The organism is Mariniflexile ostreae, assembly GCF_042427585.1.
GTDB classification, from domain to species: domain Bacteria; phylum Bacteroidota; class Bacteroidia; order Flavobacteriales; family Flavobacteriaceae; genus Pseudalgibacter; species Pseudalgibacter ostreae.
On record NZ_JBHMFC010000098.1, the window covers coordinates 16,209 to 36,796 of the forward strand.

11 protein-coding genes and 1 pseudogene are annotated in these 20,588 nt (G+C 33.2%); 2 read left to right on the plus strand and 10 right to left on the minus strand.

Features of this window, described 5'->3' with window-relative positions:
* Positions 1-185: 185 nt before the first annotated feature.
* Complete coding sequence (locus tag ACFFU9_RS13850) at positions 186-4,283, minus strand: hybrid sensor histidine kinase/response regulator transcription factor (protein ID WP_379862077.1); 4,098 nt, start codon at positions 4,281-4,283, stop codon at positions 186-188.
* A 99-nt stretch (positions 4,284-4,382) separates the two neighbouring features.
* On the opposite strand from ACFFU9_RS13850, the gene ACFFU9_RS13855 reads away from it, so the two are divergent.
* Entirely contained in the window at positions 4,383-5,210 is an 828-nt protein-coding gene (locus tag ACFFU9_RS13855) for an IS5 family transposase (RefSeq protein WP_379862078.1), read from the plus strand.
* A 621-nt stretch (positions 5,211-5,831) separates the two neighbouring features.
* Here the strand turns inward: ACFFU9_RS13855 and ACFFU9_RS13860 are convergent.
* The 9 genes and pseudogenes from ACFFU9_RS13860 to ACFFU9_RS13900 form a co-directional block, all read right to left on the minus strand.
* Entirely contained in the window at positions 5,832-6,146 is a 315-nt protein-coding gene (locus ACFFU9_RS13860; RefSeq protein WP_379862079.1) for a transposase, read from the minus strand.
* A gap of 62 nt (positions 6,147-6,208) precedes the next feature.
* Positions 6,209-6,637, minus strand: coding sequence for a transposase (locus ACFFU9_RS13865; protein ID WP_379862080.1), 429 nt, complete (start codon positions 6,635-6,637; stop codon positions 6,209-6,211).
* A gap of 458 nt (positions 6,638-7,095) precedes the next feature.
* A complete protein-coding gene (locus tag ACFFU9_RS13870; RefSeq protein WP_379862081.1) occupies positions 7,096-8,187 on the minus strand; it encodes an endo-1,4-beta-xylanase in 1,092 nt (363 codons plus the stop codon).
* 30 nt (positions 8,188-8,217) lie between these two features.
* Positions 8,218-10,026 carry a glycoside hydrolase family 2 protein gene (locus ACFFU9_RS13875; protein WP_379862082.1) on the minus strand — a complete coding sequence of 603 codons (1,809 nt, stop codon included), beginning with the start codon at positions 10,024-10,026 and terminating at the stop codon, positions 8,218-8,220.
* 92 nt (positions 10,027-10,118) lie between these two features.
* Complete coding sequence (locus tag ACFFU9_RS13880) at positions 10,119-11,684, minus strand: RagB/SusD family nutrient uptake outer membrane protein (RefSeq protein ID WP_379862083.1); 1,566 nt, start codon at positions 11,682-11,684, stop codon at positions 10,119-10,121.
* 40 nt (positions 11,685-11,724) lie between these two features.
* A complete protein-coding gene (locus ACFFU9_RS13885) occupies positions 11,725-14,748 on the minus strand; it encodes a SusC/RagA family TonB-linked outer membrane protein (RefSeq protein WP_379862084.1) in 3,024 nt (1,007 codons plus the stop codon).
* Positions 14,749-14,980: 232 nt separating this feature from the next.
* A complete protein-coding gene (locus tag ACFFU9_RS13890) occupies positions 14,981-16,273 on the minus strand; it encodes an ATP-binding response regulator (protein ID WP_379862085.1) in 1,293 nt (430 codons plus the stop codon).
* Between the two features lie 171 nt (positions 16,274-16,444).
* Positions 16,445-16,525, minus strand: a pseudogene (locus ACFFU9_RS13895) (hypothetical protein); the annotation flags it as partial.
* Between the two features lie 5 nt (positions 16,526-16,530).
* A complete protein-coding gene (locus ACFFU9_RS13900; protein WP_379862086.1) occupies positions 16,531-19,149 on the minus strand; it encodes a ligand-binding sensor domain-containing protein in 2,619 nt (872 codons plus the stop codon).
* Between the two features lie 281 nt (positions 19,150-19,430).
* Between ACFFU9_RS13900 and ACFFU9_RS13905 the strand changes: the two genes are divergently transcribed.
* Positions 19,431-20,303, plus strand: coding sequence for an AraC family transcriptional regulator (locus ACFFU9_RS13905; RefSeq protein WP_379862087.1), 873 nt, complete (start codon positions 19,431-19,433; stop codon positions 20,301-20,303).
* Positions 20,304-20,588: the final 285 nt, after the last annotated feature.

The window sequence follows — 20,588 nt, forward strand, 5'->3', positions numbered from 1 at the left end:
AACAATTATGTCATTTGAGAGGTAGCAATATATTTACAATATTTTCTGAACTTCAAAATAACCAAATCACAAAATGTTAGTGAATTCTAGAAAACAAATATCATATTCTTTAGTAAACTCGTAGGGGGGGATATAAATACAATAAGAGGGGTAGATTCGGCTAAATATATAAACTATCAAGCCTATCAAGGCTTTAAGCTGTTTGTTTTTCTATATTTAGAAGGCGTAGTATTAAAAGCTGATTTAAAACATTTTCTAAAATATTTTAAATCATTAAAACCTATGTAAAAAGAGATTTCTGTAATTGTCATATCTGTATGGGTTAACAATTGACCAGCCTTTTTTAATCTTATAGATCTAATAAATTCTGAAATTGACATACCAGTTAAAGCTTTAATTTTTCTAAATAAAACGGATTGACTCATATACATTTTATCTATAAAAGCATTAACATTAAACTCAGCATCTGAAAGATTGTTTTCTACAATTTCCATCGCTTTTTTTAAAAATATCTCATCAGTAGAAATCGCTGTAATATTCTTAGGACTTAATAAAATATCTTTTTTAAATTTATCTATTAAATATCGTCTGGATTTTAAAATATTCTTTGCTTGTAATTTTAATGTCTCTCCATCAAAAGGCTTAGTTAAATAAATATCAGCTCCTTTTTCATAACCTACTTTTTGTATTTTTGATGATGTTCTTGCTGTTAACAAAATAACCGGAATGTGACTTGTTCGTATATCAGACTTTATTTTTGAACACATCTCCATACCGTCCATCTCTGGCATCATAACATCACTAACTATAATGTCTATAGGATTTAGTTGTGCAGAATTAATACCGTCTTCCCCATTTCCAGATTCGTAAACATTAAAATCGTTTTCAAATATTGTTTTTATAAATTGTCTTACCTCAATATTATCTTCAACTAATAAAATAGAAGGCAAATCCTGATTATGTTTTACTTTTTTTTGATTAGACTCCTCTTTTATCCAAGCAGACTTAATATTTAAAACTTCATAATAATCTAAAGAATCGTTTTCAAAATCATTTTCAATAATTTCTTCTGGAGTAAAATGTGAATTTCCTAATGGCAGAATTACTAAAAAACAAGAGCCTTCATCTAAATTACTTTCTACACTAATCTCTCCATGGTGTAAATGAACAATATCTTTTGCAAGTGCTAAACCAACACCTGTTCCAGACCTCAATTCGTTTTGTTGTCCCAATTGAAAATACCTATCAAATACAAACTCTAAATCTTCTTTACGAATACCACTGCCTGTATCTTTTATCTCAATTTCAATAATATTTTCTCTTTTTGAAATCATTATTGAAATAGTGCCATCTTTTGGTGTGAATTTAAAGGCATTTGATAAGATATTTAAAATAACTTTTTTCATTTCAATTTTATCAAACCAAACCTCAATTGAAGAATCAGAAGATTGTAGAGTATAATTTATATTCTGAACTAAAGCAAGCTCCTCAAAAGACTGTTTGATATCTTCTAAAAAGAAAACGATATTATATTTATATGTTTGGAGACGCAATTTTCCTGCTTCACTTTTTCTAAAATCTAATAATTGATTTATCAACTGAAGAAGTGTAGTAGCGTTACGATACATTCCTGTGAGTTGTTCTTTTATATAACCATTATCAAGATTTTCTTCTCTGATTATTTTCTTAAGCGGTCCTAGGATAAGTGTCAATGGCGTCCTAAAATCATGTGAAATATTGGTGAATAATTGCAATTTTAAGCGGTTTACCTCTTCCATTTGCTCTCTATCCAATCGTTCTCTCCGTAATTCATTACGATCTTGAATTCTTAAAAGTGTAAACTTATAAATTAACCAAAACATAGTCATTAATAAAATAACATATATACAGTATGCCCACCAAGTTTTCCAATAAGGTGGAGATATTTTTATATGGATAGACCTTATGTTTTCGTTCCAAACACCATCGCTGTTAGACCCTTTAACCATAAACATATAATCCCCAGCACTTAATTTTGTATAAACTGCATTTTTATTATTACCAATATAATTCCATCTTTCATCAAAACCTTCTAATTTATATGCATATAAATTCTTGTTTGGTTGCGAATAATTCAATGCTACAAAATTAAAACTGAAATCATTTTGGTTGTATTCCAACGAAATCGATTTCAAAGAATCCGTTACTATTTTAAAAAGCTCATCTCTAACAAAAAAAGATGTAATCGATATTGGAGGAATAAAGGTATCTTCTTTGATATCGTTTGGATCAAAAACTGTAAACCCATTTATCCCTCCAAATACCAAGTTTCCATTTTTAGTTTTTAAAGAGGCTCCATAATTAAATTCATTACCTTGTAAACCGTCAGTTTCTAGAAAATTTTTAAACTCTTTAGTTTTTAAATTCAACCTACTTATCCCTTTATTTGTACTCAACCATAGGTTATCATTATTATTATCTGATTCTATTGCATAAATAACCTCATTTGGCAAACCAGATTCAAGTCCATACCTTATACTAATATTAGTCGTTTCATCATAATTGTATAGTCCGCCTCCTTCTGTTCCAATCCACAAGCTATTTGGAGATTCTTGATATATGCTTATTACAGGACTTAATGTTAAATTACTTTTGCTTTTTTTTATGAAATCAATTGGTACAATTTTTTTTGTATCAATATTAATTTTCGCAAGGCCTGCCTCTCCTCCAACGAGTAAACTATTATCATTTTCACTTTTTGATATTTTGTATATAAAATGACCCAAAACTTTATTCGTGTCTTTTATTCTTATGAATTCATTTTTGGCTTTATCGTAAAAATTAAGACCGCCTTCATTAGTGCCTATCCATATGTTAAAATTTACGTCTTCGATTAAGGTTGTGATTTTATTATCACTTATAGTTGACAAATCATAAGGTAAGTTTTTAAAATTTTTGAATATTTTCGATTTGCCATTAACCGTAATATGATTTAGACCTCCACCATGAGTCCCTACCCAAAAACCACCTTTTTTATCTTGAATTATAGCTTTTACATTATTATCACTTAAACTATTAGGATTCTTCGGGTCGTGCTCAAAGTAAGTAAATTCTGCTTTTTGTTTATCGTAAAAGTTCAGCCCTCCTCCCTCCGTTCCTATCCAGAGGTTATTACTCTCATCTTCAACGATAGAACTAACGACATTATAATTTAAATTTTTATTATTAAATCCTTCAAAAAAAGTAATAAAGTCATTGAAATTTTTATCTAAATAACTAATTCCACCTGCCCAGCTACCAATCCACAAATCCCCTCTAGTATCCTCGACAATATCATAAATAGAGTTCTGACTTAAGCTTTTGGGGTTTATTATATCATGTTGATATTTAAAAATGGTGTTGTTTTTTTTATCAAACCTGTATAAACCATCATAACTACCAATCCATAAGACTCCCTCCCTATCCTCTAGTATCGTTCTTACAGAGCTTTCAATCTTTAAATCAGTACTAAATTTAAAATCCTCGAAACAATCATTTTTATGATTAAGCAAGGCTAGTCCGTTATTATAGCCTAGCCAAATTTTTCCATTAGAATCTTGAAACAGAGTAATCGAATTATTCTTAGTATTTAAAGGTGAGGCATTATTAGGATAATCATAATGCTTAAATGTGTTTTTATTGATATCATAAAGGTCTATTTTATCATTTGTACACACCCATAATCGTTTACTGGAATCTATAAAAAGCCTATTTATTTTATTTGAACTAATACTGTTAGGGTTTTTAATGCTATGTTTAAATGTAAGCGTTTCATTAGTTTTAGTATTAAACTTATCCAAACCTTCACTAGTAGCAATCCATAAAAACAACGAATCCTGAACTTTAATATCCCAAATTTCATGATCATAAAAAGGCTTGATTGAGTTTGATTGATTTACTCGTGAAAAATTATCTTTTTCAGGGTTATATTTATTTAACCCCCTTTTGGTTCCGACCCAAACTGTACCATTTTCATCTTTAATCACATCAGTTACCCAATTATTGCTTAAACTGTTTATGTCTTCGAAATTATAATTGTAATTTTTAAAAATATTACCATCAAATTTATTTAAGCCATACCGAGTGCCAAACCACATGAATCCTGTACTATCTTGAAGAATACTTGTAACTGATCGTTGTGATAAGCCGTCTTTTGTAGAATAATTAATAAATTGAAAATTTTTTAAAAAACTGCTATTATCTTGAGCCTTTAGAGATAACGCACAAAAGAAAAATAAAACAAACATTATATATGGTGATTTCATAAAATTAGCATTGAAGTGATTTAAACTTTTTTTAAAAAAAATGAGAAGGGTTGTGGATATTTGTGTTGCGAAACATAAATAACTAAATCACAACCCTATATGTACTCAGTACTCGACAAAGATACAATAGAAATGGAAATTGTGCCATACTTACCAATGCCAAAAAGAGGTTTTCCTCCAACTGTTCCGTTGGTTGAGATTGTCAACGCAATTCTCTACAAGCTGAAAACAGGCGTGCAATGGCATCAATTGCCAACAGAAGTGTTCTTTAAAGAAAAAACATTAAGTTGGGAATCGGTCTATTATCATTATAGAAAATGGTGCGTCACTGGAGTCTGGAAGACGTGCTGGATAGGTATGCTTGATCGACACAAATCAGAGCTAGATCTTTCAAGTGTTGATCTGGACGGTAGCCACACACCTGCCATTAGGGGTGGCGAAGCGGTGGAATATCAAGGACGCAAAAAGCGCAAGACCACCAACGCCCTATATTTGAGCGATAGACAGGGACTGCCCATTGCAATGTCAGAACCGTTGGCGGGCAACCACAACGACCTGTACAATATAGAGGTACAGTTCGAGGTGGTCACGGCAACACTCGAAAAAGCTAATATAAAAGTGGAAGGCCTATTTCTGAACGCAGGTGCAGGGTTTGACTCAAAAGATTTTAGAAACTCTTGTGAGAAAAAGGGTGTCCATGCCAATGTGTGTTTCAACAAGCGCAATGGGAATACCGATAGGGACGAATATTTTGACCAAAAATTATATAAAGAAAGATATGCAATTGAACGGACAAACGCTTGGATGGACAGTTATCGCTCACTACTAAATAGATTTGATACAACCATTGCAAGTTGGTTGGGTTTCAACTATCTATCATTTATGGCAATATTCCTAAAGAAAATGAAAAGCAAAAAGTTTAAATGACCTCATTAAATATAAAAGCATTTTTATTATCAATATTCTATCATATCCTGTATTTCCAAATATTCTTAGAGCTATCAAATAGTTTGTATTCAACTAGGGTTTCTATTTGATTTATAATTAAACTCTATTTTAGAATATCATTGTTAATTGCAATATGCCCCTTTTTAAAGCTATTGTTACATGAATCTTTCATGTAATCAGTATTATCAATATAGATTTTTTATATCTTTAAAAGTCCGCTTTTTTTCAAAAAGCATCCCCTGATTATATAGGACAGACAGAGTGAACCACTCGGAGCGGATGAAAGTGAGCAAAGTAAGTGCTCAAAATCGATTCATTTGTGGTTAAATATAGTAATTATCTTTTAATTTTTTGCGCATAGATTCTCCTTTAATATCTATTCTTTGGGCGGGTGCACAAGGCAATCCAAAATAGTATCTGCAATGGTTTAAGACCTTTGCAAAACTCAATAAAATTAAACCAATCCATTTTTTCGATAGATTTCTGTTTGATTTTTATCAAAAACTATTGTTTTCACTCCCTTTTCTTGTCGTTAATGTGCCTTTTCTGGCTCTTTTTCTACTGTTTTGCACAATTAGACGCAATTATTCCTGGACTTCGCTATAAATTATAACACATGGCTTCCATCAGGTTTTGAGTATGCATTTTTTCCATTCCTCGGCATCTTGCTAACCCTCCATTAAACCATCGTTTTATTCCGCCAAATGTTCGCTCTACTTTGAATCTCGTTTTACCGATCAATGCATTGAACTTTTTCTCCCAGTAGGTCAATGGTTTGTTTTTTTGTACATTTTTCAGAATATGATTCTTCAAGTCCCTTTTTTTCAATATCGCCACATTGTTCTTTGAACGATAGCCCTTGTCGGCTTTTAATGAAATATCCTTTGGCAAAACCACGTTCACCGTTTCTAGCACTTCTTATAAAAGTGCTATCTCATTTTCACTTGCTGTGGTGGTCAATACCCGTAAAACAAGCCCTACCTGGGGTCTGTAACGTGATGTTTTTTAAAACAAAAATGATATTTCCCTCTTTTCTTTAGCCAAGTACCATCTCTATCCACACTTTCGGCATACCTCTTTTTTACTACTATTGCCCCTTCTTCTGAGCGATCTTCAGTTACTTTATGGTTACTCTTTCCTTTTGGGCGTAGTGGCGTGTCGATGACACTGGCTTCCACGATGATCCCTTTTTTTACAATAATATTTTGAGCCTCTAGTTGAGCATTGATACTACTGAAGAGCTTCTCAAAAGTGTTGTTTTTCGTTAATGCGGTTCTAAACCTACTTAATGTGCTATGGTCTAGTGCAACTTCATCTATCTGCATGTCACAGAAATAACTGAATGACATACTATCGTCCAGTCGGTCTTCTACTTCATAATCACTCAATCTGTACCAGTTTTGCAAAAAGCACATTTTGAATAATAATAATAATAATAATAATAATAATAACAGTCCGCCACAGGAAGATTTTTACCTACAGCACTTTTTCCTTTGGTATGATCAGCATTTATTGGTCTCTCAATTTTACCCCAATCGATTAGTGTATTTATCTAGCTAAAAATTACAAGTTTTATAAGATTATTCTTGTCATATAGTCTTTACCATGCAACGCTGTTAATGTTAGTCTCCGAGTTTTAACTATATGGATCTTAAATCATTGAAACTCTGGCTTAAAAAGCAATTATATTCCTTTCGCTTTAAAACAATTTTACCTACTAAAGGCAAGTTTTCGTTCTTGATAATGGACGTTTCATACAAAAAGATGCCTCATTATTACAGAACATTTATTTTAAATACTAAAAAAGACAGTAACACACAAGGTATTACTGTCTTTACAGTACAAAATATAATTTAAATACTCTCTAGTTCAACCCATTTAAAAACCCTTGATACGCAATCTTTTTATTAAAATTGGTATCCAATAGCAACGGATATTCCTTGGCATGCCACTCTGTTGTTAACCACGTATATTTATCTGAAACGCCCCACGTACTTATACCGAATTTTTGGTTCTCGGGTAATTCCTCATACATTTTAACAATACTTTCATAAATAGCGGATTGTTCTTGCGCAATGCTATTGGAGAAAACAAAAAGATCCGATTTATTGGCGTTCATTTTAATATCCAGTTCAGAAATATGAATTAATAATGCTGTAGATGCTAAATCTGTAAAGCCCTCATTTATTTTGGTTAAACCTGTTGATTTTCCATAATGAAATTGCGCCCCAATACCATCAATGGGATATCCTTTGGCTTTAAATGTAGCGACCATATCTTTAATGGCATTTCTTTTGCCCGAATCGATAACAACACTATAATCGTTATAAAACAATTTAGCATTAGGATCAGCATCTTTAGCGTACTGAAAACATCTTCCATAAAACGCTACAGGATCATTAAAAAGCGGCGCTATGATCGCTTCGTCACGTGCTCCTCCGCCATCTGCAAAAACCTCATTCACCACATCCCAACTTCTTATTTTCCCTTTATATCGTCCTACAACATCGGTAATATAAGTTTTAACTTTAGCCTCAAAAGCTATAGAATCATTGTCCTGATTTTTAAACCAATTCGGGAATGTACGATACCACACTAACGAATGCCCGTGAATAGCCATATTGTTATCTTCGGCAAATTGCACTAAATAATCTGCGGCTTCCCAATTATATTCACCTTCCGATAGCCAAATATTATCCATTTTCATCTCAAATTCTGCCGTTATTTGGTTAAAATTATCTTTAAGTGCTTGTGTATATTCAGCATCTTCTTTTAAATAACGCATTTTTACGGCAGCACCTATCTTAAAAGCAGCTTTTTCCTTTAAACTGATATCCGAATCTATTGTTGTACCCTCTGGCTCTTTTCCATTTACGAATACTATTTTCTCGTCTGTAGTACAGGCGCTAAAGAGCAAAAGAAATACCACTCCTAAAAAAATTATCTTTTCTTTCATAATATTTATTTTTTAGTTCTATTTATGTTATTATTTAGTGTCATAATATGATTTAAGTACAAAAAAAGCTTTTTTCTTTTTTCCGTTATTTGAAATCAACCCTTTACGATTCCAAAAATCCTGAAAGACTGGATTCTGACGTCTTGGTGATCTAAAATCGACCAAAATCCAAGGGGTCATCCCTCTAAAACCGTCTATTTTTTCAAGCATTTTAATTTGATTTACAAATAAGGTTTCCTGATACTCTTCACTCCATATGGTATCATCGTCTGCATGAAAGCCTCCCAAAGCACCGCCTCCAACTTCAGAGATAATTACTGGTTTGTCAAATTTTATATCAAAAGTATATTTTGGAAGTTCTTTAGGTGCTCCCCAATACCAGCCTCCATATTGATTGAAGCTTGCCAAATCTAATTTCTCCCCAAGCGGATCATCTACCGTAACCATATAACCGTCTCTTTCCACCTCTAAAGCTGCAGAAACCAATCTAGTATTGTCCAGTGCTCTAACCTTATCCACTAAATTGCCCATAAATACATTTCTGGGCTCGGTTACAGGGGTTTCATTTCCTACCGACCAAATAATGATACTTGCTCTATTTTTATCACGCTGTATGCCTACTTCCAATTGATTTTCTGCATTTTTGTAGGTTTCTGCATTTTCCCAAGATATAGTCCAATATACTGGTACTTCTGCCCAAACCATCAGTCCCATTTCGTCTGCCAAACGCAGCATGGTCTCATCGTGTGTATAATGGGCTAGACGCACATAGTTACAGCCCAACTCCTTTGCCCATGTTAGCATCATTCTCATGTCTGCCTCAGACCTTAAGCGCCCTTTAATAAGAGGGTTCTCGTCGTGTATAGAAATCCCTTTTAAGAAAACAGGTTTATTATTTAGAAGAATATCCTTTCCTACAGTCTCAATAGTTCTAAAGCCTATTTTATCTGTTACAACATCGTTTTCTGTTGAAATTTCTACCTCATATAATTTAGGATTATCGGGAGACCAATAGCTAAGTTTTTTTACAGGAATTGTAAATGCCACCATACCATTTTCATCTGGAGTGAAAGCTTTCTTTATTTTCAATTCAGGTATTGCTAAAGTAATATTCTCATTTATAGTAGCACCATCTAACTGAATAAACCCTTCGATGATTTTATTTTCGTTTTTAGCCAGCTGAATTTTATAATCATTTATAAAAGTTTTTGGTGTTTCAATTAAAGTCACGTTTCTTGTAATTCCCCCATAGTTCCACCAATCTGTATTAATAGTAGGAATCTCATCCTTTTTTCGGGTATTATCAACCATTACAACAATAAAGTTATTCCCTTCTTCCAATTTGTTAGTAACCTCAAACTGAAACGGGGTAAAACCTCCTTTGTGAGAGCCTATTTTTTTACCATTTAAATACACATTCGACTCATAGTTAACGGCACCAAAATGGATGAAATAGCGGTTATGGTCCTTTACATTAACAATGAAATCTTTTTTATACCATAAAGTACCTTCGTAAAATTGAAGTCTCAAATCTTGTGAATTCCAATCCCCAGGAACGCTTAACGTAGGACCTTTACTAAAATCGTATTCTACTTTTTCATTTTTTTTTGGATTTGTTATATTATCATAAAACCCGCCTTTTCCTGTTTTAGATTCATCAAATGGCTCTAATCGATAATCTAGGTACCCCATTTGATACGGATCTATAATATAGTTCCATTCGCCATTTAAACTTATATGATTTCTACCATCAACATTTTGTATTGTTTTTTGAGAAAAAACACTTGTACCAAACAAACACACTGCTGCTAATAAAAGGATAAACTTATTCTTAAACATAATTTTTTTTTTGAGATGTGATTTAAATTAAGTACATGAGGCATAAAATTTATACCTCACGCACTACTTACTAAAACTAAACAAACAATTTTTTAATACCCTGGGTTCTGTGGGAAAGTCCCCATTAAATCTATTTGAGATTGAGGTATGGGAAGTCTAACCATATGTGGTTTCATAGGTTCTGGCACCTGATTACTAGAATTTGATCCATAACGGTAATATAGGTTTTGCCTTTCTACGAGTAGCCCTAACCTTTTAAGTAGAAACCAACGATTTTTTTCAAAAGCCAACTCTCTAGCAGATTCTTCTAAATAATCTTCTAATGTGAAGCTTGTAAAATTAAACGCATTGCTATCAAAAGCCCGCTCTCTAATTCTATTGATATAGTCTAAAGCTTTACCCTCTGCCCCAAGCCTCCAATGAGCTTCAGAACCTAGTAAAAGTGTTTCTGCAAACCTGTAATACATATGGTCTTTCCAGCTTTCATTTGCTAAGGGCTCTTTATTTACATCATAAAACTTTTTTAAACTAAAATGGTACCTTCTAAAGTTATCCTCGTACGCTTCAACAGGAATAACTTGTCCAAATCGTGGCGATTCCGGATTATTAGCGATATACGTTTCTGGATAATAATACGCAACATATCGCTTATCATTATTTTTATCATACAAACTTTGCAAATAATCGTTAGGATAAGACCAACCAAGAGATTGCCCTCCATGTTCAACCTGAGCTATAAAATCACCGGAAGCTAGTTCGTACAAACGCTGTGTAAAAACACTACCAAACCAGGAGCCGTCCCCACCACCAGCAATATCTGTAGCGTTGTTGATATCATCGCCAGAAAAAAGCTTATCCCGGGTATAGGCAAACAATGTTTCTTTATGTTTTAAATTTTGCCCAAATACATTGTTTATAGCAACCAAGGTATGGCCACTTCGTTCCACTATAGAATCAAACTGAATAGCCGCTTCTTGCCAATCACTTTGCCACATAGCACTTTTACCTTTTATATGCCGTGCAGTGGCTTTATTATATCTGCCATAAGGCTCGTTATAGGACAGGTTATTAATAGCAAAACTTAAATCCTTATCAATTAACTTAAACACGTCTAAAGGATCAGCTTGTTCATAAACAATAGGGTCGTTAACATTTTGTGGGGTAGTTGCTGTGGTATCTAAAAGAATATTATCGTACATTCTAATAAGATCCAAATAAGTTTCTCCCCTTATAACTCTTGCTTGTGCTAACAAGTGATTTTTTTTATCCACATCCATATCCACATCTTGTGCACTAGTAATTATAGCGTTACACCTATCAATAATCTGATAACCATTAACCCATTTATTTGCAGCAAAATTACTTGGTGTGTGGTTGGGACCATAAGGTCTGTGAAACGTCCTGGTCATTCCAAGGTCTGTACCTGCTAAGAAAAAGATGTTAGACACTAATCTGTCGTCAAATCCTCCTGGCGCATTGTAAGACCTCATCAAGTTATATAGTGCATTTACACCAATCTCTAGCCCGTTCTCTGTTGTATAGATATAGTCTACTGATATTTCATCAAGCACTTCTTCTTCAAGAAAATCGTTACACGATGTATTAAGTATAGCAATTAGACATGCAAAAACAAATACAAAATTTATATTTTTCATCATCTTATTTAGTTTACAATTATTTTTCATTTTCTTGTTTTTTTTAAAAACCAACTTGTAACCCCATTACAACAGATACTGCTTCTGGATATTCATTAGGTTTTTTTTCTGGACTGTAAGATTGAAAATCGGTAGACGTGAACAAATTACTCCCTGTAACAAACAATCGGAAATTGCTTAACCCTAACGAAGACAGGGTTGTTTTAGGTAATGTGTAACCTAATGTAACATTCTGTAAACGTATATAAGATGCTTCTTGTAAACCCATAGATATTAACTGGGTTGGATCATCAGCTTCATTAGGTCTTGGAAAATCTCCTCCAGGATTCTCGGGTATCCAGTAGTTTTGTTTAATACCATTCTTAACCCCTCTTAAAGACCCTCCTTCTATATAACCATATAAAAACGGATTGTCTTTTATAGCACCTTGAACTGTTGTAACAGCTGCTGAAAAGTCAATATCTTTATACGTTATATCTAAGTTTAAAGTACCAATCCAATCGGGTCCTCTTTTAGTAATCACACGGTCGTCTGCATTTAAATTTCCATCATCAGGATACCTGTCATATAGTTTAATATCGCCAGGCAACGCATTGGGTTGATGGGTGCTTATAATATCTTCCCCCTCTTGAAAAATACCAATAGGTTTATATTTGTAATAAACATCGATTGGTTGTCCAATAAACCAGCCATTAGCAATATCATTATCTTCTTTACCATCTCCATCTTCATCTAAACCATATAGACTAATAATCTTATTATCATTTTTAGAAAAAATCAATCCAACATTCACGGTAAAATCTTCTTTTCTTACAATAGCACCATTTAGTGAGGCTTCAATACCTTGGTTTTCTACTTCACCAATATTACTTTTCTTTCTGGTGTATCCCAGCCCAGCATTCAATCTTTGATCTATTAATAAATCTTTGGTTCTTGTGTTATAAAACTCTACAGTGGCCGTAAATCTATTTCTCCAAAGACCTAAATCCAATGCAGCATTAAACGTTGTAGACGTTTCCCATTTCAAGTCTGGATTAGGAAGAAAATTACCTGGCACATATCCAGATACTTTCTTACCATCAATAATATAATCTCTTTGTATGGCAGAACTTAAACTTTGGTAAGGCGCTATCCCCTCATTACCAACACTACCATAACTAAGCCTTAGCTTTAGGTTATTAATGGTTTCTATATCTTGGATAAAATTTTCTTTATGCACATTCCAACCTACAGCTGCCGCTGGAAAGAAACCCCATTTGTTTTCGGCGCCGAATACAGTAGAAGCATCTGCCCTACCAGAAATTGTTACATAGTATTTTGAATCGAGATTATATTCTGCTCTTGCTGCGAAAGACACTAGCCCTCTTCTATTGGCATCTATAAAAGGGGTATTGGTCTCTGCTGCTTCCAAACCATTGATACCAAGAATATCGTTAGGAATATTATCGGCAATATTTCTATAGGAATTATATTCTGATTCGGTAACACTATGGACACCTGTTAGGTTTAGATTATGTTTAGAATCTGTTGAAAAATCTGTTTCATAAGTAAAGATGTTTTCTATTTGCCATTCTACATTATCTTGAAACCTTAAACTTCCGCTTCCTAAACCTCCTCTTGAAATACCTGAAGTAGATTTGGTTGAATTATAAGACCGTGAATTATTATTATAAGATCTTCTACTCGTATTTAGCCTATAATTAAAACCCTCAAAAGGACTAATGTCCAAGAAAACATTAACAATGTCATTTCTATTTTCATTTAAACTGTTTGTTTCATTTAAATCTATCAAAGGGTTTTTATTCTCTTCAAAACCTCCTGGTAAAAGACGTAAGGTGGTACCATCATCTTCATATATTTTTCCTAGGGGAGAAGTGGTTATGGCACTAAGCAATACATTCCCCACATTGGGCCTGTTTTCATTTGAAAATTGAAAAGATGTATTAAGGCCTAATTTCAACCATTTATTTATTTTTTGATCCACATTCAATCTTGTGGTAACTCGGTTATAATCTGAGTTTCGCATAACACCTTCCTGCTTAAAATAATTAAAACTACTATAAACAGTGGTTTTTTCACTACCGGTAGAAATACTTAAATTATGATTTTGTGTTGTTCCTATTCCAATTATTTCTTTCTCCCAATCGATATATTCTCCAGATTGTACGCTGGCCAGTTCCAGACTAGAAAAAATAGCTTCGTCTGGCAAATAAACGCCTAAGTTTGTCCCTCTAAAAGCTTCTCTTTTTAATTGTGCAAATTCATCTCCACTATAAATGTCGAAGTTTCTATTTATAGACTGAACCCCCGAAGACCCATTATAAGATACGGAAACCTTACCCTCGGCGCCTCGTTTTGTTGTAATCAAAATGACTCCGTTAGATGCTCTCGCACCATAAATGGCTTGAGCTGCAGCGTCTTTTAAAATTTCCAGAGAAGCAATATCATTGGGGTTAATATCATTGATGCTCCCTACTGGCACACCATCTGCAATAACGATAGGATCGTTTCCTCCATTGATTGAGTTTTTACCCCTAATAAGAATACTTGAAGAGCTTCCTGGCCCACCATCGTTTAATGACACTTGAACCCCTGCTGCTTTACCTCTTAACATCTCTCCAACATCAGACGTGGCTACCTTCATCATTTCATCAGGCTTTACAGATGTAACAGAGCTAATTATATCACTCTTTTTTTGAGTTCCGTAACCAATAACTACCACCTCGTCTAATAAAGCACTATCTGTGGTAAGCACAATATTTAGCTTAGTATTATCTACTATCAATACAGAGACCGTTTTCAATCCCACGTATGAAAATACTAATTTGGCTCCCTTAGTTGCATTAATACTAAAACCTCCATCAAAATCAGTCATGGTTCCTGTACTAGTTCCATCCACAACAATATTCACCCCCGGTATGGGTATGCTAGAGTCGTCAACTACGGTTCCTGTAATTAATTGTTGTGCATTTGCAGTGTTAAATGCAAAACATATACATGCAACCAGAATAAATCTAAAATAATATTTAGGTCTAAAATTCATATTGCTTAGTTTGTTTTTTTTCATATCATAAAGTTTGTGTTAAAAAATAGTTTAGTCGGAATAACGTTTTACAAAAGCCTTAGCTTTGCAAATATTACTATAAATACTATCCTACAAGGGGTCGATACATTCATTTTCTGGGGTACGAATGTATTTATCTTCAACAATTACAAAATCCCCCCTTTACGAATAACGTATTAAGGTATAGAACAAAACTAGGGTGCGAAGACTTTTAGAATCTTAAAGGAAAGAAACTCTATTTTGTTTTTTTATTCTTTTTATACTCTGAAGGCGAAACCTTAAAAACCTTTTTAAATTCCCTGCTAAAATGCTTTCTATCGTTAAAACCTATCATAAAAGTAACTTGAGAGATATGATAATTTGTGTTTTCTAGAATATCTGCTGCTTTTTTAAGTCTAATGTGTTTAATTAAGCTAGCTACCGAATGATTGGTTAGTGCTTTTACTTTTTTATACAGCACACTTCTGCTCATTCCAATTTCTTTAATCAACTCATTAACATCAAAGTCTGGCTTTTCAATGTTCTCTTCAATTATTGTCATCAATTTTTTTAAGAACACTTCCTCAGGAACATCCAACTTATCTAGTTTTGAATCTATTATAAAGCTCCCACTATACTTCTGGCGCAAAATTTCTTTGGAAGATAATAAGTTAATCATATTAAGCTTTAGCACCTTCACACTAAATGGCTTTGTAAGATAAGCATCGGCACCTAGCGAAAGGCCTTCTATCCTGTTTTCGGTAGAGGTTTTTGCCGTTAGCAATATTACAGGAATATGATTGGTCGCTTCATTTGTTTTAATGTGGTTGCAAAATTCAAAACCGTCCATTTCCGGCATCATAACATCACAGATTATCAAATCTGGAATTTGTTCTTCCATATAATGTAAAGCATCCCGACCATTGGTAAATGTTGTTATATGATACTCTTCCTTTAAAATATCTGTAATAAATTTTCTAATATCCTTATGATCATCAATAACAAATACGCTTGGTTTGCTTTGCTCTTCGGTATCTTGATCAATTTCCAGTTCCTCAATTTGTAATACGTGCTCTAAACTACGCTCATCCGTTCCTGAATCTTCAAGACCAGAGTTCATTTCATCAAGTGTTATGCTTTTTTTAAGTATCTCCGAAGGCTCTAAATGGTCTTTACCTTTTTGCAAGTCTATTTTAAATATGGTATTCGCCCAAGTTTCTGTTTCATTTTCAATACTTAATTTACCCTTATGCAGTTCTATTATAGCTTTAGATAGTGCTAACCCAATACCACTACCTGCGTTTTTATGCCCTCTTTCATCAACCTGAAAAAACCCTTTAAATACATTGTTCTTACTGTTTTTTGGAATACCGATTCCATTATCTTTTATTTTTATGGTTACCCCACTAGTATCATCTGAAACATCCTCTATAGAAATAACTATTTTTCCGTTTTTCTTGGTGAATTTAAAGGCATTACTAAGTAAATTATAGATTACCTTTTCCATTTGGTTTTTATCAAAAAAAACAGGAATAACCTTTGTATTCATAACAAATTTATAACCTATGTTTTTCTTAGCGGCAACCCCTTTAAAAGATTCGTAAATATCAAAACAGAACTGCACAATATCTTGCTCTTCACAATAAAGCTTAGCTTGTTTGCTTTCAATTTTTCTAAAATCTAAAAGTTCATTTATAAGCGTTAAAAGCCTATCGGAATTCTTTTTTATCGTGGTTAGTTTTTTTTCTAATCTTCCATCTTTTTCACAAGCCTCTAAAAGTTCCTCAACCGGCCCTTGAATTAATGTTAATGCGTTCGTATCTCATGGGAAATATTCGTAAAAAAATCCAATTTCATATTATACAATTCTCGTTGCCTCTCACTCTCTGATTGTTTTAATAACAAAGCCTGCTTGATAACCACCTTACTTTTTATAAATTTAATGATGATCAAAAACACCAACAACAACAATACCATGTATAGCGCATACGCCCAATAGGTTTGCCACCATGGTGACAGAATATTAATTTTCAAAGACTTAATCGTATCAATATCGCCAGCGTTTCCAGCATATAAGGGCTTCACTTTAAAGGTATATGTTCCAGAATTTAAAGCTGCTAAATTGATGCTGTTTTGCGTGCCTATATTTTGCCAATCTTCTTCTTCAAAAGCTCCTTCTAACTTATAGGCATACGTATTGTTTTCTGTATTGATAAAGTTCAAGGAACTAAATTGAAGTCCAATAAATTTTTGATTATGGTTTAAAGCTATTTCTGAAGCCTCTGAGATGTCTTTTTCTAAAATAGTATTATTAGGCGAGAATTTAACCGCTTGATTGTTCACAATCAGTTTGGTTAATACCACTTTGTTTTTAACCTTTGGTTTTAATATTTTATTCGGATTAAATAGCACTAAGCCTTCAGCACCACCAAAAGCTAAGGCGTCTCCCAATATCGCAGAAGAATTTAAAACATAGTTTTTAACGGCTATGCCGTCACTTGAGCCGTAAGAGGTTATTTCAAAATTTGATGCCTTAAACGGAAGTTCAAATTGTTTTATGGTAATTTTAAAAAGCAAATTATTAGAGCTTACCCATAAATTGCCTTGATTATCTTCTGCAATACTTTTAATAGCACCATCTGTAAGGCCAAGTGACTCGTTAATAAGATAGAATTTTTTATTTTTTGTATCAAAATAACTAAGCCCACCGTACCCCAACCCTATCCACAACCTGTTTTTAGAGTCTGAATATAAAGCCGTTAACGTATTATTTGGTAGCGAATGGTTTTGAGCAGTCTTAAAAAAACTTGTAAATGCTTTGGTGTTTTTATTAAAGAAATTTAATCCAAATTGGGTAGAGACCCACAATCCGTTATCGCGATTTTCTATATGAAGTATAAAGTTATCGCTTATCGAGCTTTCTGAATCTCCCTTTCGATACGTTTTGATAGCACCATTTTTAGAAATATGAATCAATCCGTTACCATCAGTCCCCACCCAAATATCATCGTTATCTACGGCTATAGATGACACTTGTACTTCTGTTCCGCTAATGGGTATTTTACTAAAACGATTACTCCTTTTGTCAAATTGATACAATCCAAATAATGTTCCACAAAGCAGTGTATTCTCATCTTTATGGACTAATGCTTTAATAATATTGTTGCCTTTAAAATCACCAATTAAATAGGATTGGTTTTTATGTGTTTTAAAATCCAGATAATTAAGACCTCCTCCGTTTGTACCCGCCCATAAAGCACCGTTGTAATCACTAACCAGGGCATTAACTATAGTATTGTTAAGTCCGAAATTTTGATTCACGCTTTCTTTTATATTGATGAAATTTAAGTTAGATTCATTATAAAAGTCTATACTCCCCGTCTTAGTTCCCAACCATATACTCCCCTCCCTGTCTTTCAGTAAACTTGTTATGTTATTATCACTAATTGAGGTTGAAAGTATAGGGCTGTGCTCATAAACTTTAAATTTTTTGCTATCTTTTTTAAATACATTCAGACCGTTATCTGTGGCAAACCAGATGGTATTGGTATCTACCGATACAATATCTTTTATGTTATTTGTAGAGATACTGTTCGCATTATTAAAAATATGCTTATAATTTATAAGCTGGTACTCGTTTTTAGAAAACCAAAAGACCCCACCGCTTTCTGTGGCAAACCACAAGTCTCCACAATCATCCTTAATAATCTTTAAAACTTTTTCTTTTAGAAACGTTGGATGATTCTTAAGTAATGCGGGGAGCTCTATCTCTAATCCTGTTCTAGGATTAAAACATTGTAAACCCAGATGGGTGCTTACTAAAACCCCAAAGGCAGGATCATATAACAAAGCAAACACTTTATTATTAAATGCAGTACTAGAGTCATTGGTTCCACCTTCAAGCAAAAGGTTTTTTTTATTTATTTTTCTTACCCCACCAAAGGTTCCTACCCATAGATTCCCTTCATCATCTTCTACAAACGAGGATATATAATTAGGCCCTCCTTTTACACTGCTTATATCGACACCAGTAAAATTATCTGCTTTCTTATTATACAGGTTTACACCATGGTTAGTACCAACCCAAAGATTCTCTTCTGCATCTTCATAAATACAGGTTACAATATTATTACTAATGGTACCTTCTTCTTTATTTTGCGTATAATATCTCAAGAATTCGTATCCATCATAACGTACTAATCCATTATCTGTGCCTAGCCAAATAAAACCCTTTTTACTTTGAACTATACTTGAAATCGTGCTTTGCGGAAAGTTTTCGCCGTACTCCACAGTCTTAAATCTTAAATCTGGGTTTTGAGCATAAGAAGATATTGAAATAGCAAAAACTAAAATATAAAGACTTATAACATTCATTACATGCTTATAAAACATATGGTTGTAGTTTTTTAAATGCTGTTCTAACATATTCGTATTTTAGGTTTAAGACATTAGACCTACCTATAAAAACGGTTCACACCCCCTTTAGACAAATCCTATAAAGAAACGAAACAAATGCTAAAAACCATTAAGCCGTAAAAGAAAGCTTTCGGTTTGATAGGCTACGGTAATCATTTTATAAAAATAAGACAACATTATCTATACAGCAAACATCGGGATATAGCAAATATCCTTATTTAGGGGTAAATATGTATTTATTAAACAAGCTGTTTCTAAACTTTATAAAACCTTCGTATAATTGCTTTATTATGCTTAAAACTGTACATAGAGAAATTAGCCGATTAAATCCTGAAGACAGCTTTTTATATGAAGAGCGGTTTAAAGATGATTTTGATTTTCCAATTCATTTTCATCCAGAATATGAATTAAATTTTATTTACAATGCCAAACATGCAAGACGGATTATTGGAGATAGCATTGAGGTTATTGATGATTTAGAACTTATTCTTGTAGGTCCCAACTTAACCCATGGCTGGGAATTATATAAATGTTCTAATAAAAACATTTATGAAGTCACCATCCATATTCCCCAAGGCATTTTAAGTGATCGGGTGTTATCCAGTAAGGCTTTTAAAGCCATTAAGGATATGTTTAATAGATCTAAACATGGCATTCAGTTTTCTAGAAACACTATTGTGGATATTATGCCCAAGTTAAAGTTGTTATCTAAACTATCAGGAATCCAGTATTACTTAGAGTTCCTATCTATTTTGGACCATTTAGCAAAATCCAAAAATCAACGAATGCTTTCAAATATTAGTGAAGAACAATCCGCTTTTGGACAAAACGACAACATACAAGATGTTTATAATTATATCCAAGAAAATTTCGATAAAAAAATCACTTTAGATGAAATTTCTAAACTTGTACATATGAGCCCGGTTTCCTTCAATAGATTCATAAAAAACCACACTGGAAAAACCTTTGTAGGTTATCTTAATCATATTAGAATTAGCTTTGCAAGCCGTTGGTTATTAGAGACCGACCTAAGTGTAGAGGAAATAAGCTACAAATGCGGCTTTGGCAACAAGTCTAATTTCAATAAATTTTTTAAAAAAATAAAGAAATGCACACCTAAAGAATTTAGAAATGATTTTTTTACGGTAAAACGGGTCTTATAAGTGGCAGTGGCGCAGACTCCTTCAAAAGAAGATTTAACAGATAATGAACTTCCAAAATCAAGAACCTCGGGCAAGCCCATGAAGCATGAATAAGAAATTGCCTTTTCGATCGAGGCAAGCCTCAGGGTATTAAAACCCACTGGTGGGAATAAAGCAACAATAGATTAATGGAATGCGTTTGTTTTGACATTTTAAGCACTACCCTGACTGCTCCCTAATTTTAAAGTTAAACAATAATAACCAAAGGACTTTGCTAAAAGTCCTTTGGTTATTATTGTTTAACAG

What these genes read in the sequence shown, in the direction of transcription:
- ACFFU9_RS13880 (WP_379862083.1), bottom strand. Translation starts at nt 11,684, where the DNA reads ATGATGAAAAATATAAATTTTGTATTTGTTTTTGCATGTCTAATTGCT.
- ACFFU9_RS13855 (WP_379862078.1), top strand. Translation starts at nt 4,383, where the DNA reads ATGTACTCAGTACTCGACAAAGATACAATAGAAATGGAAATTGTGCCA.
- ACFFU9_RS13890 (WP_379862085.1), bottom strand. Translation starts at nt 16,273, where the DNA reads ATGAATACAAAGGTTATTCCTGTTTTTTTTGATAAAAACCAAATGGAA.
- ACFFU9_RS13900 (WP_379862086.1), bottom strand. Translation starts at nt 19,149, where the DNA reads ATGTTAGAACAGCATTTAAAAAACTACAACCATATGTTTTATAAGCAT.
- ACFFU9_RS13885 (WP_379862084.1), bottom strand. Translation starts at nt 14,748, where the DNA reads ATGAAAAAAAACAAACTAAGCAATATGAATTTTAGACCTAAATATTAT.
- ACFFU9_RS13850 (WP_379862077.1), bottom strand. Translation starts at nt 4,283, where the DNA reads ATGAAATCACCATATATAATGTTTGTTTTATTTTTCTTTTGTGCGTTA.
- ACFFU9_RS13905 (WP_379862087.1), top strand. Translation starts at nt 19,431, where the DNA reads ATGCTTAAAACTGTACATAGAGAAATTAGCCGATTAAATCCTGAAGAC.
- ACFFU9_RS13870 (WP_379862081.1), bottom strand. Translation starts at nt 8,187, where the DNA reads ATGAAAGAAAAGATAATTTTTTTAGGAGTGGTATTTCTTTTGCTCTTT.
- ACFFU9_RS13875 (WP_379862082.1), bottom strand. Translation starts at nt 10,026, where the DNA reads ATGTTTAAGAATAAGTTTATCCTTTTATTAGCAGCAGTGTGTTTGTTT.